The 14,068-nt window shown below is 74.1% G+C and carries 12 protein-coding genes and 2 tRNA genes; 4 read left to right on the top strand and 10 right to left on the bottom strand.

Features of this window, described 5'->3' with window-relative positions; all coding sequences use genetic code 11:
- Nucleotides 1–2: 2 nt before the first annotated feature.
- From GA0070621_RS23585 to GA0070621_RS23565, 5 genes are all read right to left on the bottom strand, one after another.
- Nucleotides 3–551: a YbaK/EbsC family protein gene (locus tag GA0070621_RS23585; RefSeq protein WP_091199788.1), complete on the bottom strand. Its 549-nt coding sequence runs from the start codon at nucleotides 549–551 to the stop codon at nucleotides 3–5.
- 93 nt (nucleotides 552–644) lie between these two features.
- On the bottom strand, nucleotides 645–839 hold the full coding sequence (locus GA0070621_RS23580; protein WP_091199787.1) for a hypothetical protein: 195 nt from the start codon (nucleotides 837–839) through the stop codon (nucleotides 645–647).
- A 51-nt stretch (nucleotides 840–890) separates the two neighbouring features.
- Nucleotides 891–1,655 (bottom strand): SDR family oxidoreductase, encoded by a 765-nt coding sequence (locus GA0070621_RS23575; RefSeq protein WP_091199785.1) that lies wholly within the window; start codon nucleotides 1,653–1,655, stop codon nucleotides 891–893.
- 88 nt (nucleotides 1,656–1,743) lie between these two features.
- Nucleotides 1,744–3,120 (bottom strand): MFS transporter, encoded by a 1,377-nt coding sequence (locus GA0070621_RS23570; protein ID WP_167667233.1) that lies wholly within the window; start codon nucleotides 3,118–3,120, stop codon nucleotides 1,744–1,746.
- 84 nt (nucleotides 3,121–3,204) lie between these two features.
- Nucleotides 3,205–3,465, bottom strand: a complete 261-nt coding sequence (locus GA0070621_RS23565; protein ID WP_167667231.1) for a hypothetical protein — start codon at nucleotides 3,463–3,465, stop codon at nucleotides 3,205–3,207.
- A 225-nt stretch (nucleotides 3,466–3,690) separates the two neighbouring features.
- On the opposite strand from GA0070621_RS23565, the gene GA0070621_RS23560 reads away from it, so the two are divergent.
- Nucleotides 3,691–8,256, top strand: coding sequence for an HAD-IC family P-type ATPase (locus tag GA0070621_RS23560; protein ID WP_091199781.1), 4,566 nt, complete (start codon nucleotides 3,691–3,693; stop codon nucleotides 8,254–8,256).
- A gap of 69 nt (nucleotides 8,257–8,325) precedes the next feature.
- Nucleotides 8,326–8,784, top strand: a complete 459-nt coding sequence (locus GA0070621_RS23555) for a GNAT family N-acetyltransferase (RefSeq protein WP_091199779.1) — start codon at nucleotides 8,326–8,328, stop codon at nucleotides 8,782–8,784.
- 3 nt (nucleotides 8,785–8,787) lie between these two features.
- On the opposite strand, the gene GA0070621_RS23550 is transcribed toward GA0070621_RS23555, so the two are convergent.
- On the bottom strand, nucleotides 8,788–9,741 hold the full coding sequence (locus tag GA0070621_RS23550) for an L-threonylcarbamoyladenylate synthase (protein WP_091202767.1): 954 nt from the start codon (nucleotides 9,739–9,741) through the stop codon (nucleotides 8,788–8,790).
- Nucleotides 9,742–9,884: 143 nt separating this feature from the next.
- Here GA0070621_RS23550 and GA0070621_RS23545 point away from each other — a divergent pair, with 143 nt between their 5' ends.
- Together GA0070621_RS23545 and GA0070621_RS23540 are read left to right on the top strand one after the other, a co-directional pair.
- On the top strand, nucleotides 9,885–10,769 hold the full coding sequence (locus tag GA0070621_RS23545; RefSeq protein ID WP_197674104.1) for an aminoglycoside phosphotransferase family protein: 885 nt from the start codon (nucleotides 9,885–9,887) through the stop codon (nucleotides 10,767–10,769).
- 175 nt (nucleotides 10,770–10,944) lie between these two features.
- Nucleotides 10,945–11,934 (top strand): DUF6528 family protein, encoded by a 990-nt coding sequence (locus GA0070621_RS23540; RefSeq protein WP_091199776.1) that lies wholly within the window; start codon nucleotides 10,945–10,947, stop codon nucleotides 11,932–11,934.
- 712 nt (nucleotides 11,935–12,646) lie between these two features.
- Here the strand turns inward: GA0070621_RS23540 and GA0070621_RS23530 are convergent.
- The 4 genes from GA0070621_RS23530 to GA0070621_RS23520 all read right to left on the bottom strand — a co-directional run bounded on the left by GA0070621_RS23530 (nucleotide 12,647) and on the right by GA0070621_RS23520 (nucleotide 14,067).
- Nucleotides 12,647–12,719, bottom strand: a tRNA-Ala gene (locus GA0070621_RS23530).
- Between the two features lie 41 nt (nucleotides 12,720–12,760).
- Entirely contained in the window at nucleotides 12,761–12,889 is a 129-nt protein-coding gene (locus tag GA0070621_RS30985; RefSeq protein ID WP_231920970.1) for a DLW-39 family protein, read from the bottom strand.
- Nucleotides 12,890–12,931: 42 nt separating this feature from the next.
- A tRNA-Ile gene (locus GA0070621_RS23525) sits at nucleotides 12,932–13,005 on the bottom strand.
- Nucleotides 13,006–13,152: 147 nt separating this feature from the next.
- Entirely contained in the window at nucleotides 13,153–14,067 is a 915-nt protein-coding gene (locus tag GA0070621_RS23520; protein WP_091199774.1) for a DUF3566 domain-containing protein, read from the bottom strand.
- Nucleotide 14,068: the final 1 nt, after the last annotated feature.

Genomic DNA, 14,068 nt, shown 5'->3' with positions numbered 1-14,068 from the left:
GCCTAGGCCGGTCTGGCCAGGTCCTCCACCACCGTCGCCCCGGGCAGCGCGCCGAGCGCCGGCCCCGGCAGCGCGATCTTGCTGTGCCGTACGCCGGACCCGATGATCACGTGCGGGGTGGCCACCACCCGCGAGTCGACCAGGATCGACCATTCCTCCGGCAGCCCGATCGGGGTGATCCCGCCGTACTCCATCCCGGTCAGCTCGACGGCGTCGGCCATCGGCGCGAAGCTCGCCTTGCGCACGTCCAGCATCCGGCGGACCACACCGTTCACGTCGGCCCGGGTGGTGGCGAGCACGACGCAGGCGGCGTACCGGGTCTCGCCACCCCGCTTGCCGGCCACCACCACGCAGTTCGCCGACTCGTCGAGCCCCACCTCGTACGCGGCACAGAACGCGGCCGTGTCGGCCAGCTCCGCGTCGATCGGGGCGACCAGCACTTCGTCGACGTCCACCGGTGCCCCACCCGGCCACCGTCCGATCGCGGCGGCGACCGGCGGTGCCAGCAGGTCCAGGCGGGTACGGGCAGGTTCGGTCTTCAGCGTCCCCATCACGGGTGCGATCCTCGCACCCGACAGCCGGATCCGCCCACCGACCGACCCGGCCGGAGTCCACCGGATTCGCGACGGCGTCCCGGTCGGGCGTCAGCTACCGGTGAGGAAGGCGTTCTCGCGGGCGAAGGTCCGGTCCTGGTAGGCCGCGAGCTGCTCGGCCCGGGCCAGCTGGGCGCGCTGCGCTTCGACGTCCTCGATGCCGTGCCGGACGCCGAGCCGGATCACGCCGTAGAGGAAGACGAAACCGAAGACGTAGAGGACCACCGTGGTGACGAAAACCAGCATGCGGTCACCGTAAGACGAACGTGAACCGCCCGAGTTTTCATCTTCGGCGGCTCACCCGTACGTGTCCGCGAGGTGATCCGCCCAGGTCCGGGTGCCGGTCGGGGTGACCGTGGTGGTGAGCCCGCCGGACCGTAGCGCCCGACCGAGCCGCCCCGGGATCCGTACCGGCAGCAGTGGGCGGAGCGACCGGCGAGCGGCCTGCCAGGCCCGTACCGCCTCGTCGAAGCGGAGCACCTGCGGGCCGCCGAACTCCGCGATCCCGTACGACGGGCCGGCGGTCAGCATCGCGACGAGCCGGCCCGCCACCTCACCGGAGTCGACCGGCTGGGCGAGCACCGCCGGGTCACCGATCACCGGCCCGAGTCGGCCGGCGCCACGCAGCAGATCCTCCAGGAACTCCGGGAACTGGGTCGCCCGCAGCACGCTCCACGGCACCGGGCCGGCCGCCACCACCTGCTCGGCCGCGCGCTTGTGCCGGTAGTAACCGAGCGGCACCCGGTCGACGCCCACGATCGAGACGTACACCAGGTGTCCCACGCCGGCCCGGTCGGCCGCGGCCACCAACCGGCCGGTGCCCGCCACATCGACAGCCTGAGTACGGCGGGCCGACGAAGATGCCAGATGGAGCACCGCCGCCACCCCGTCGACCGCGGCGGCCAGCCCGTCGCCGGTGGCCAGGTCGGCCGCCACCCACTCCACGGTGGAGTCCTCGCGGGGACGTCGACTCAACGCCCGCACCGTGCACCCGCCGTCCCGCAGCAGCGGCAGCACCTTCCGCCCGAGCCGCCCACTCGCCCCGGTGACCAGAACCCTCATCGACCGTCCCTTCCCACGCCTGGCAGGAGGACGAGACGGCGTCGCCCGTCGTGACGGCGGGGCGGATCCGTCGGGCCGGCGACGGCGGTCAGGTGGCCGCCGGGCGTACCACCACCCGGCCGGCGAGCAGCACGCCGACCAGCCCGCAACCGGCCGCCACGGCCAGGGTGACCGCGTAGCTCGCCGGGCCGGGCGCCGATCCGGCCGCCAGCACGGCACCGGTCAGCGCCAGCACGGTGGCGGCGGCCAGCGAGTCGCCCAGTTGCAGCGCCGAACTGTTGCGGCCCTGCTCGTCCGCTGCGGAGAGGGCCAGGGTGAGCACCGACAGGGACGGATAGAGCAGCCCCATGCCGAGGCCGGCCACCGCCCAGGCGCACACCACCAGCGCCACCGGTACGCCCGGCAGCACAGCCAGCGCCACGCTCGCCGTACCGAGGGTGATGCAGCTCAGCCCGGCCCGGGGCAGCGTGGCGGTGGAGCGTGGCGTGGCCACCCGGCCCTGCAACCACGAGCCGATCGACCAGGAGACCGCGCCGACGGTCAGCACCAGACCGGCCGCGGTCGGCGAGAAACCGCGCTCCCGGGAGAGCATCAGCGGGAGCACCACCTCCGCCCCGGCGAACGCCGCCGAGGCGAGGCCGCGCAGCCCGACCACCGTGGGCAGCCCCCGGGCGGCCCGCAGGAAACCGGCCGGCAGCAGGCGCGGCGCGCAGACCAGCAGTCCGGCCACCGCCACCGCCACCAGCACGGCTGCGGACACGCCGCGCTGCTGCCCCCCGTGGTGCAGCAGTGCGGCGCTCGCCCCCGCCCCGCACGCCCAGCCGATCCGGGCCAGCGCGCCGGCCGGCGGTCGGGCCGGGACCGCCGCGCCCAGCGCCCGCAGCCCCGGCTGGACCAGCAGCACCGCCGGCACCGCGACCACCGGCACCGCCAGGAAGACCCAGCGCCAGCCCAGATGCTCGACGATCAGGCCGGCCAGCGCCGGACCGACCAGCGACGGTACGACCCAGGCCGCCGCGAACGCGGCGAAGACCCGCCGCCGCAACTCCTCGGGATACGCCTGCCCGACGATCACGTACAGCGCCACGGAGAGCAGGCCCGAGCCGAAGCCCTGCACCACCCGGCCGGCGACCAGCACGCCCATCGTCGGGGCGGCACCCGCGACGGCCAAACCCGCCACGAACCACGCGACCCCATGCCACATCGGCGCGCGTGGTCCCCGCGCGTCGCACCAGATGCCGGAGACGACCATGGCCACCACCCCGGCGGCGAACGGGCCGCCGAAGGCGAGCGCGTACAGCCCCAACCCGTCCAGGCTGCGGGCGACCGTGGGCATCGCGGTGCCCACGGCGAGGGCCTCGAACGCGAGCAGCGAGACCAGGGCGACACTGCCCACGGTCATCGCGCGCAGGCGCGGCGAGTACAGGTGCGCGGGTGGGGCCGCCGGCGCGGCGGTGGCGGTCACCGGCGGACCGGCGTACGTGCTGTCGACATGGGCTCAAGCTTCGGACCTCAACCCGGATTGAGGTCAACCGTGAGCCCCGTCTCGTCAGGCCGACTGCAACGCCTCGCCCAGCCCCCGGACCACCCCCGAGAGGTGCTGGTCGGCCAGCAGGTGCCCGGCTGTGATCACCAGAGCCAGCGGCCACTCGATCACCTGCAACGCGGCGAGCACCCCCAACCCCGCGTAGTAGGCCAACTTGTCCGGCGGGGGCACCGCCACCTCGCCCAGCACCGGAATCTCCACCCGCCGGCAGTACGTCCTGATCATCTCGTGCGCTCCGCTGAGGTTTCGTGTCAGCGTGCTCATCACGCCTCCCCTGTTCCGACGACACATCGACGTCCGAGCGGCATTCCACCGGGGCACCCGTCCATGCCCCGACCAGTGGGGAAACTTCCCCCAGTCGGGGGGCATAACGGACGCGACGCCGGGAAGTCGGACCCCCTGGACGAGCGCGGGAGGCGAGATGACGTACGACGGGTACGCCGACCGGCGCATCGGGGAGCGGGGCCGGCGGCTCGGCCGTACCCCTCGATGACCTCGCTGGGCCGGTATGCCGGCCTCCTGCTGTCGCCGGCGGCCGTGCCGGACGCGGTCGCACGGGTCGCGCGTACGGTCGCCACCGTCGCGCCCGGCGTGGCCCAGGCCGCCGTGCCGCGCGGCGTCACCGAGGCCGCGGAGAGCGTGGGTACGGCGGCGACCAAGCTGGCCCGGCTCGTCGGGCTGACCCGACGCCGGGTCTGGACCCTGGACGGCCGGCACCACATCGAGGTGCACGGCGTCTGCCAGGACGGCGGGAACCGGCTGGCCCGGCAGGTCGAGGAGGCGCTGGAACGGATGCCCGGCGTGGCCTGGGCCCGGGTCAACGCGCCCTCCGGCCGGGTGGTGGTGGCGGTCCAGGAGCCGAAGCCGAAACTGCGCGAGCTGATCGCCAAGATCGCCCAGGTCGAGCAGGTGTGCCCGTACGAGCCGGACTCGGAGATCCCGCCGCCGCACCCGCCCGAGGAAGGCCCCCGTACGCCTCGTACCCTGGGCGCGCTGGCCTCCGACGCGCTCGGCCTGACCATCTCGGCGGCCACCCGGATCCTGCCGTTCGCCCCGCTCCCCGCCGAGGTGTCCGGCCTCCTCACCGCGATCGACCTGCACCCGAAGCTGCACGCGCTGGCCGACCGGGGACTGCGCGCGGATCCCCGCGCCGACCTGTTCTTCCCGCTCGCCGAGGCGGTCGCGCAGGGCCTCTCCGGCCGCTGGGCCGGGATAGTCCTGGACGGCGCACAGCGGATGGTGCAGTGGGGTGAGGCGCGGGCCCAGCTCGCCGCCTGGACGAAGGCGGAGCCGCGGCTGACCGGGGACCCGGACCGCGCGGTGGCCCGGGTGCCGAAGGGGCAACGCCCCTGCCCGACGCCGGACGGCCCGGCCGAACGGTACGTGACCCGGATGCTCGCCGCCGGGGCGGCGGCCGGCGCGGCGACGGTGCCGGTGGCCGGTGGCAAACGGGCCGCCGCGGTGGCCATCTCGTCGCTGCCGAAGGCGCCGGGCGCCGGACGGGAGGGCTACGCCGCCCAACTCGGCCGGATACTCGCCCGGCGCGGCGTCATCGCGATGGACCGCAGCGTGCTGCGGGAGCTGGACCGGATCGACACGGTGCTGCTGGACAGCGCGATCCTCGGCTCGGACCGGGGCGTGCTGGCCGACCTGGCGCCCCTGCCCGGGGCGGACACCGGGCAGGTCGCCGCCCAGGCGTTCGCCCTCTTCGACCCGGCCGCGCCCGACACGGTACGGGAGGCCGACGGCTGGCGGCTCGGGCCGCTGGACCGGATCGACGCCGACGACCCCGGGGACACCCCCGACAGCCGCCGCCTCCGGGAGGGCGGCGGTCCGCTGCTCGGCCTCGCTTCCGGCGGCACCCTGGCCGCCGTGCTCCGGGTCGAGCCGGAGCCGGCGCCCGGCGTGGACCTCCTGCCCACCGCCGCCCGCCAGGCCGGCCTGCGGCTCGTAGTGGCCGGCGACGACGACGAGCGGTACGGCTTCGCGGACCTCGTCGTGCCCGGCGGCCCCCACCTCGCCGACTCGGTACGCGCCCTGCAACGCGACGGCGCGGTCGTCATGGTCGTCTCCGGCGGACGTGAGGCGCTCGGCGCCGCCGACTGCGGCCTCGGCGTGGCCGCCCCGGACGGCCTCCCGCCGTGGGGCGCGCACCTGCTGGTCGGCGACGACCTGCGAATTCCCGCCCTGCTGATCGACGCCACCGGGGTGGCCCGCCGGATGACCAGGCAGAACATCCGGATCGCGATGGCCGGCAGCGGCCTGGGAGCGCTGAACGCGTTCACCTCCGCACCCGCTCAGCTACCCGGCCGGACCCTCGACGCGGTGAACGGCGCCGCCGCGATCGCCTTCGCGCACGGCGTGTGGCGGGCCCGCCGGTTGCCGGACCGCACCCGCTCGCCGATGCCCGCGGTGACCGCCTGGCACCTGATGCCGTCGGCGACCGTGCTGGACCAGCTCGGCACCGAGCCCGGCGGGTTGACCAGCGCGGAGGCGGGACGCCGCCGGCGGTCGGCGACCGGCGACGGGGCCGGCCCTGCCAGTCTGCTGCGTACCTTCGTGGACGAGCTGTCGAACCCGCTCACCCCGGTGCTCGCCGCCGGGGCGGTGCTCTCCGCCGCGTTCGGCTCGCTGGTCGACGCGGCCCTGGTCGGCGGGGTGGTCGGCGGTTCGGCGCTGGTCGGCGCGGTGCACCAGCGCAACACCGAACGGTCCCTCGCCGAACTGCTGTCCCGTTCGGCGGTGACCGCCCGGGTGCTCCGGGACGGCGCCGAACAGGTGGTGCCCGCCGAGGAACTGGTCCGCGGTGACGTGATCGCGGTGGGCCCCGGCGACGCGATCCCCGCCGACTGCCGGGTACTCACCTCGGACGGGCTGGAGGCCGACGAGTCGTCGCTGACCGGCGAGTCGCTGCCGGTCAGCAAGAGCCCCGAACCGGTGGTGGCGGCGGACATCGCCGAGCGGCACTCCATGCTGTACGAGGGCACCACTGTCGCCGCCGGCCACGGCACCGGGGTCGTGGTGGCGACCGACGAGGAGACCGAGGCGGGACGGAGCCTCGCAATGGCCCGGCAGGCCCCGCCGACCAGCGGCGTCGAGGCGCGGCTCGGGAAGCTGACCAGCTTCGCCGTACCGCTGGCGGCCGGCTCGGCGATCGCGGTGGCCGGGGCGGGCCTGCTCCGGGGCGTACCCCTGGCGGAGACGGCGGCGACCGCCGCGAACCTGGCCGTCGCGTCGGTGCCGGAGGGGCTGCCGTTCCTGGTCAGCGCCGCGCAGCTGGCTGCGGCGCGGCGGCTGGCCGAGCACGGCGCCCTGGTCCGCAACCCACGGACCATCGAGGCGCTGGGCCGGGTGGACGTGCTCTGCTTCGACAAGACCGGCACCCTCACGGAGGGAAAGCTGCTGCTGGCCGGGGTGGGCGACGGCGACGACCGGTACGCCCCACCGGACCGGCTGGACGAGTCGCTGCGGCTGACCCTGGCCGCGGCGCTGCGCGCCACCCCGGCGGCGGCCGACCCGGACGAGCTGCCCCAGCAGACCGACCGGGCGGTACGCCGGGGCGCGGGCACCGCCGAGGTGTCGGAGCAGGTCGGCGCGGCGGACTGGACGGCGGTGGGCGGGCTGCCGTTCGAGCCCTCCCGCGGCTATCACGCCACGGTCGGGCGGACCGCCGACGGGCTGCTGCTCAGCGTGAAGGGCGCGCCCGAGTCGGTGCTGCCCCGCTGCACGGCCCGGCGGAGCGGGGGCGACCAGCCGCTCGACGAGGCGGGGCGGAACGCCGTGCACGCGATGCTGGCCGAGCGGGCCCGGGCCGGGCACCGGATCCTCGCCGTCGCCGAGCGCCGGGTGGACGACGAGACGGTGACCGACGAGCAGGTCGGCGATCTGGTCTTCGTCGGTTTCCTGGCACTCGCCGACGGGGTACGGGAGAGCGCCGCGCCCGCCGTACACCGGATCCGGCAGGCCGGCGTGCACACCATCATGATCACCGGGGACCATCCGGCCACCGCCGAGGCCATCGCCGCGACCATCAGCCCCGATCACGGCGAGCAGCGGGTGGTCACCGCGACCGACCTGGACCGGCTGGACGACGACGCGCTGGCCGAGCGGCTCATGGCGACCGACGTGGTGGCCCGCTGCACCCCCGCCCACAAGGTCCGCATCATCCAGGCGCTGCAACACCGGGGCCGTACGGTGGCGATGACCGGCGACGGCGCCAACGACGCCCCGGCGATCCGGCTGGCCGACGTGGGTATCGCGCTCGGCCAGCGCGGCACCCCGGCCGCCCGCGCCGCCGCCGATCTGGTGGTCACCGACGACCGGCTGGAGACGATCATCGCCACCCTGGTCGAGGGACGGGCGATGTGGTCGTCGGTCCGCCACGCGCTGAGCATCCTGGTCGGCGGGAACCTCGGCGAGATCGCGTTCAGCGTGCTGACCGCCGCCGCCACCGGCCGGTCCGCGCTGACCGGCCGGCAGTTGCTCCTGGTCAACCTGCTCACCGACCTGGCACCGGCACTGGCCATCGCGGTCCGCCCGCCCGCCTCCGACCGGGCCGACCACCTGCTGCGGGAGGGGCCGGACACCTCCCTCGGCGGGACGATGACCCGGGAGATCGCGCTGCGGGCGGGCGCCACCACCCTGGGCGCGACCGCCGGCTGGACGGTGGCCCGGTGGACCGGGCGGCAGCAGTGGGCGGGGACGGTGGCGCTCGCCTCGCTGGTCGGCACCCAGCTCGGCCAGACCGTGCTGGCCGGCGGCACCAGCCCCACCGTGCTCGCCTCCACCGCCGCCTCGATCGGCGTACTGGTCGGGGTGGTGCAGACGCCGGGGCTCAGCCAGTTCTTCGGTTGCACGCCACTCGGCCCGGTGGGTTGGACGATCGCCGCCGGCTCCGCGCTGGGCGCGACCTTCGCCAACGGCGCGCTCACCCGGCTGGTCGACCACCTGCCGCAGCCCGGCGTCCGCCCGGCCGGCGACCACCGGCACGGATCCGGCGACCATCCGCACGGGTCCGGCGACGGCGGCCACGGCGAGACCGGGCACGGCGAGTGACCGCCCACCGGGCCGAGCTGGGGGCGTAATCCGGTCGAGCCCTGCGCCGCCCCCGGCTAGGGTGCCGCCATGCCGCCACGCCTTGAGAAGATCACCACGGACAACGTCCTGGCCGCCTGCGCCATCGCCGTCCGCCCGGACCAGGAGGATCTGGTCGCGCCCGTCGCGCGGTCGCTCGCCGAGGCGTACGTGCAGCCGGACGTCGCCTGGCCGAGACTGATCGTCGACGGGGACCGGCCGGTCGGCTTCCTGATGGCCTTCCTCGACATCCGGTGGCGCCCGGAGGACCCGGGCGATGTCCGCTCCGGGCTGTGGCGGCTGAACATCGCCGCCGACCAGCAGGGCCGGGGATACGGCCGCTTCGCCGTCGAGGCGGTGGCCGGGGAACTGCGCAGCCGGGGCACCGACCGGCTCGTCGTTACCTGGGTGCCCGGTCCGCACGGCCCGGAACGCTTCTACCGCCGCCTCGGCTTCCGGCTCACCGGCGAACACAGCGGCGACCAGGTGGTCGGCGAGTTGGACCTGTGACGGTCAGTGCCAGGTTGCGGCGGCCCGCCGCAACCTGTCGTTGATCGCCCGCCCCACCCCGACGTCCGGGACCGGCTCGGCGACGATCTCGGTCACCCCGGCCGCGTCCAACCGGTGCAGCGCGTCGAACAGCCGTGCGGCCGCCACGGTCGGATCACCCTCGGGGGACAGCACCTCCACCGCCGCCCAGTCGCCGGCCGCCGGGCGCTCACGGAAGGCCAGGAACCCGCGCCGGCCACCGTCGCCGGGCGCCGGCTCCGCAGTCCCCAACCGCAACGGGGTACGCGGGGCGTAGTGCGCGGCCAGCCCACCGGGCGCCACCGGCTGGCCAGAGCTGCCCGGTCGTACGTCGACCGGCCCGACCGCCTCGACCAGCGCCTCCACCGGCAGCGCGCCCAGCCGCAGCACCACTGGACGATCGCCCCGGGCGTCCACGATGGTCGACTCGATGCCGCACCGGGTCGGGCCGCCGTCGAGCACCACGTCCACCGCGTCGCCCAGCCCGGCCACCACGTGCTCGGCCCGGGTCGGGCTGAGCTGACCGAACCGGTTGGCGCTGGGGGCCGCCACCGGCACCCCGGCGGCGGCGATCAGCGCCCGGGCGGACGGCTCGTCCGGCACCCGGACCGCCATGGTCGCCAGACCGGAGGTGACGATCGGCGGGATCGCCGCCGGCCGGTCCACGATCAACGTGAGCGGCCCGGGCCAGAACCGTTCGACCAGCGCGGCGACCGCCGGCGGCACCGCGCCGACCAGGCCGGGCAGGTCGGCGGCGTCGGCCAGGTGGGTGATCAGCGGGTCGAAGCTGGGCCTCGCCTTCGCCTCGAAGATCCGCGCCGCCGCCCGGGCGTCGAGCGCGTTCGCGCCCAGCCCGTAGACCGTCTCGGTGGGAAAGGCGACCAGCCCACCGGTACGCAGCACGGCAGCCGCCTCGGCGATGCCGCTGCCGGCCGGCAGGACGCGCGGGGATCCGGAACTCACGCCCCGACGCTAGCCTGCCGCCCTGCGGCCGGTACGACGGGTCGGTCGGGTCCGCGAGACGAAACTCGATTGTCCGTACGGGCGACTCGACCGAGTATGTCGCCATGGGGCGGGTGAAGATGCATGCCGACGAGGTGGAGACCGACATCGAGCTGGTCCGGCGACTGCTCACCGGGCAGTTCCCGCACTGGGCCGGGCTGCCGGTCCGGCTGGTCCCCTCGTACGGGACCGACCACGACATCTACCGGCTCGGCGAGCACCTGTCGGTCCGGCTGCCCCGGATCGGCTGGGCCACCGGGCAGGCGGCGCGGGAGGCCGAGTGGCTGCCCCGACTCGCCCCGCACCTGCCACTCGCCCTGCCCGTTCCGCTGGCGATGGGACACCCCGCCGAGGGCTACCCCTTCGGCTGGTCGGTGCACGAGTGGCTGCCCGGCGAGAACGCCAACGGCACCCTCGACGACCTGGACCGGGCGGCGGTCGACCTCGCCGCGTTCATCACGGCGCTACGCTCGATCGACACCACCGGCGCGTACCCTCGGCCACCGGCCTGCCGGGGCGGCGACCTGGCCGAGTTCGACGCCGGCGTACGCCGCTCGGTTGGTGAACTCGGCGATCGAATCGACGGTGCCGCCACCTTGCGCGCCTGGCAGGAGTCGCTGGACGCGGCGGCGTGGGGCCGGCCGGGGGTGTGGGTGCACGGGGACCTGCTGCCCGGCAACCTGCTGGTCGTCGACGGCCGCCTCTCCGCCGTCATCGACTTCGGCGGCCTCAATGTCGGGGACCCCGCCTGCGACCTGCAACCGGCGTGGAACGTCTTCGCCGGGACCAGCCGGGAACGGTTCCGCGCCGAACTGAACGTGGACGACGCCGCCTGGCTACGGGGGCGCGGCTGGGCCCTGCTCCAGGCGGTGGCGGCGCTGCCGTACTACTGGGACACCAACCCGGGCATCGTCCGCCAGACCTCACACGCCCTGGGTCAGGTCCTCGCCGACGCCGCCCGCTGACCGGTCGCCCAAGCCAGCAATCGCGCGCCGGGGCGAGAGGTAAACACGATGTGAACGATCGGCGGCCCGGGGGGCAATCGTAGTTGCTGGAGTTAGCTAGTCTCGATCAAGCGCCCGTTGATCAACGGGCCGCTGTCTGAGGTAGACGTTGCCAAGCCATCCCGGGGGAAGATGCATGCGCAAAGCCATCCTGGCAGCACTGACCAGCGTCGCGATCGGCGCCGCCGCCATCGTCGCGACCTCCACGCCGGCTAACGCCGCCAACGACTACTACCTGGCCATGACCGAGCAGTCGAGCAACCGGGTCATGGTGTGGAACCGGAACGTCAGCTGGACCGACGCGAACCTGCGCTGGCAGTTCACGCCGGGCACCACCACCGGGGCGTGGGCCAACCTGTCCGATGTGAAGTTCCGGGACACCGCCGCACACGGCATGATCGCGCTGGTCGCCGCCTCCGGCGGCAAGGCCGCGATCGTCCAGGTGAAGAGTGGCTCGAAGAAGGCCACCACCAGCAACATCCTCTGGCAGGCCACGCCGGGCGGGAACCCTCACGCGATCGAACGCATTCCGAGCAACGGCTCGGTCGTGGTCGCCAGCTCCAACGGCTACCTGACCCTGTACTCGCCGAGCAACGCGAACAGCCCGAGCACGCTCGCGAAGGTGCAGACCATCACCGTCAAGGGTGCGCACGGGGTGCTCTACGACCCGACGCACAAGTTCCTGTGGGCGATCGGCGAGGGCAGGCTCACCCCGTTCACCATCTCCGGCTCGGGCCGCAGTACCCGGCTGTCGGCCAAGAACGGCTACATCAGCCTCGGCACGTACAAGAACTCGGCCGGGAAGACCGTACCGAACCTGGGCCACGACCTACAGCCGTCGTACACGTCCAAGGACACGCTCTTCATCACCCACACCAGCGGCGTCTACTCGGTCAACACCTGGTCCTTCCGGACACTGAAGGAATCCGGTACCACCCGGGTGAAGGCGTACGTCAACCAGCGCGGCGGTGAGCGGGCCTGGATCCGCGGCGACAACACCGGCTCGCGCCCCTGGGCGAGCCCCACGGTGCAGTTCTTCAACTCCTCCGGCAAGGCGACCACGACGAAGAGCCGCTCCGGGGCCCGGTTCTACAAGGTCCGGATCTGGACCACCGCGTTCGAGTAGGCGCACCCGCGACGAGACAGACCGAACCGAAACGAACGAGGAGGTCGTGGCCTGGCCACGGCCTCCTCGTTCGTATCCCGGCGCCCGGACGGGTCGACATGCCACGGCAACCTGGTCACGGAGGTCCGGGAGTCCGGGCGGGACGGCTTCTACCGGGCGTACGGCGACATCCGCCGGCTGCGCTGATTGGCTCGGTCCGGGGGCGGTGCGGGACCGCCCCCGGACCGGTCACCGGCAGGTCCAGCGCACCGGCCGGACCTGGTCGTCGGACTCGAGGGGCCTGCGGTGGACCGACCAGATCCCGGCGGGCCGGGCCTGGTGGACGGTGCTGCCGGACCGGCGACCAGACGAGAGCCTCGGTTGGGCGGCGCAGGTGTTCCGGGGACTCAGCCGCGCGCCGAAACGGGTGCCCGATGAGAGCGACGTGCTCCGCCTGTTCGATGCGGTGCCCGACCGCTGTCACGGGCTGCTGTGGCTCGGCGCGGGCGCGGATATGCGGATCAGATCAGTGAGGCGCTCGGTTTGAGCACGGGCCGCGCTGCCTGGACGCGGAGCATGAGGAGCTACACATCGTCCAGCAGTTGCGGTACGCGCCACAGGAGTAGCAGGGCGGCGTCTACCTCAGTACGCCAAAGGGTGGCTCGGCCGGCACGGCCCAATGTGGTCCCGACAATCTTGGGACGTGTTCGCCACTGTTCAGAGGCGGTGAGAGTGGAGCCCAGGGGACTTGAACCCCTAACCCCTGCCTTGCAAAGGCAGTGCTCTGCCAGTTGAGCTAGGGCCCCGAGTCGGGCTGACCGCCCGGTGCTGGCAGTTTGAGGACGACTCAGCGCAGGTCGGGCGCGGTGGTCGCCTCGTGCCACAGGGCGCGCTCGTCGTTCGAGGCCTTCACCTTCCGGGCCACCACGGCGGCGACGCCGACGATGCCGGCCAGGATCAGAAGCTTCTTGAACATGGGGCAACCCCTCACGCTCGACTACTGTCGGACGACGTGCGGTGGGGCTAGCTGGAATCGAACCAGCGACCTCAGAGTTATCAGCTCTGCGCTCTAACCGACTGAGCTATAGCCCCGCATGGCGACGGCCAAGGTTAACCCATCGCCGCCTCCGCGCCCAAATCGGGGTGGGTGGCGGCACCTACCCGCGCCAGGGAAGAACCTACCCGGATACGCGACGCCGGGGCGACCGCTTTACGCAGTGCCCCGGCGTCCTCATCCGATCAGTCCCGCTCGGCGAGCGTCAGCTCGACCCCGCCGACCAGGTCGGCGCAGACGTTGTAGACGAACGCACCGAGGGTGGCCAGCGCGGTGAAGAGCACAACGTTGACCAGGCCGATCAGCGCGGAGCTGAGGATCACGCCCTTGGCGGTGATCCGGAAGCCGCCGCCACCGCCTGAGCTGTTGCTGGCGTTGACCAGGTCGGTCAGGCTCGCGTTGACGGTCTTGAACACGCCCATCGCGTCCAACGCCAGGTAGAGCACCGAGGTGGCGACGACCACCACGATGAAGAGCACCACCGAAACGGCGAACGCGAACTTCATCACGGACCACGGGTCGATCCGCTTGAGGTTCAGCCGGGCCCGGCGCGGCCCGCGCGACGCGGCCGAGCTGACCGAGGTACGCGCGGCGCGTACCGCCTCACCCACCCGGGCGGCCCCGACGGCGGCCGCACCGGTGACGCCCGGCGGCAGGCCCCCGCCGTTGGCCGGTCGGCCCGGTGCGCCGGCTCGGGCGCCCTCCGACGGCCTGGCGGCGGCGCCGACGCCGACTCCGACACGCGGCTGGGTGCCGGTCGTGCCGGTGGACGGCCGGGCCGTACCCGTCGTCTTGATCGGCTGGGTCGTGGCCGGCATCGCCGCGGTGGCCGCCGAGGCGGCCGGGCCTTCGGCGGAGGGCGGGGCGTCGACCTTGGTCTGGTCGGCCTTCTCGGTCGCCCCCGAGTCCTCTGCGGGCTTGTCCGGCGGCGGAGCCATGCCGGGGGCCCGGGTGAACTTCGGGGCAGGCTCGTCGGCGGGGACGGTGGCCCGGCCCACGGCCGCGCGGCCGGTCGCTGGTGTACCGCCCTTTGCGGCCTCCTCGTCGACCGGGTTGGCCGAGGTCCCCTTGTTCCCCGACTTCGCCTGTGTCTCCGTCATC

The organism is Micromonospora narathiwatensis, assembly GCF_900089605.1.
GTDB classification, from domain to species: domain Bacteria; phylum Actinomycetota; class Actinomycetes; order Mycobacteriales; family Micromonosporaceae; genus Micromonospora; species Micromonospora narathiwatensis.
Note: the sequence above shows the minus strand (reverse complement) of the source record. Positions and strands in the feature narration are given on the sequence as shown.

Excerpts from the sequence above, each read along its gene's own strand:
- GA0070621_RS23585 (WP_091199788.1), bottom strand. The coding sequence starts at position 551 with ATGGGGACGCTGAAGACCGAACCTGCCCGTACCCGCCTGGACCTGCTG.
- GA0070621_RS23580 (WP_091199787.1), bottom strand. The coding sequence starts at position 839 with ATGCTGGTTTTCGTCACCACGGTGGTCCTCTACGTCTTCGGTTTCGTC.
- GA0070621_RS23575 (WP_091199785.1), bottom strand. The coding sequence starts at position 1,655 with ATGAGGGTTCTGGTCACCGGGGCGAGTGGGCGGCTCGGGCGGAAGGTG.
- GA0070621_RS23565 (WP_167667231.1), bottom strand. The coding sequence starts at position 3,465 with ATGAGCACGCTGACACGAAACCTCAGCGGAGCGCACGAGATGATCAGG.
- GA0070621_RS23560 (WP_091199781.1), top strand. The coding sequence starts at position 3,691 with ATGACCTCGCTGGGCCGGTATGCCGGCCTCCTGCTGTCGCCGGCGGCC.
- GA0070621_RS23555 (WP_091199779.1), top strand. The coding sequence starts at position 8,326 with ATGCCGCCACGCCTTGAGAAGATCACCACGGACAACGTCCTGGCCGCC.
- GA0070621_RS23545 (WP_197674104.1), top strand. The coding sequence starts at position 9,885 with ATGCATGCCGACGAGGTGGAGACCGACATCGAGCTGGTCCGGCGACTG.
- GA0070621_RS23540 (WP_091199776.1), top strand. The coding sequence starts at position 10,945 with ATGCGCAAAGCCATCCTGGCAGCACTGACCAGCGTCGCGATCGGCGCC.
- GA0070621_RS30985 (WP_231920970.1), bottom strand. The coding sequence starts at position 12,889 with ATGTTCAAGAAGCTTCTGATCCTGGCCGGCATCGTCGGCGTCGCCGCC.
- GA0070621_RS23520 (WP_091199774.1), bottom strand. The coding sequence starts at position 14,067 with ATGACGGAGACACAGGCGAAGTCGGGGAACAAGGGGACCTCGGCCAAC.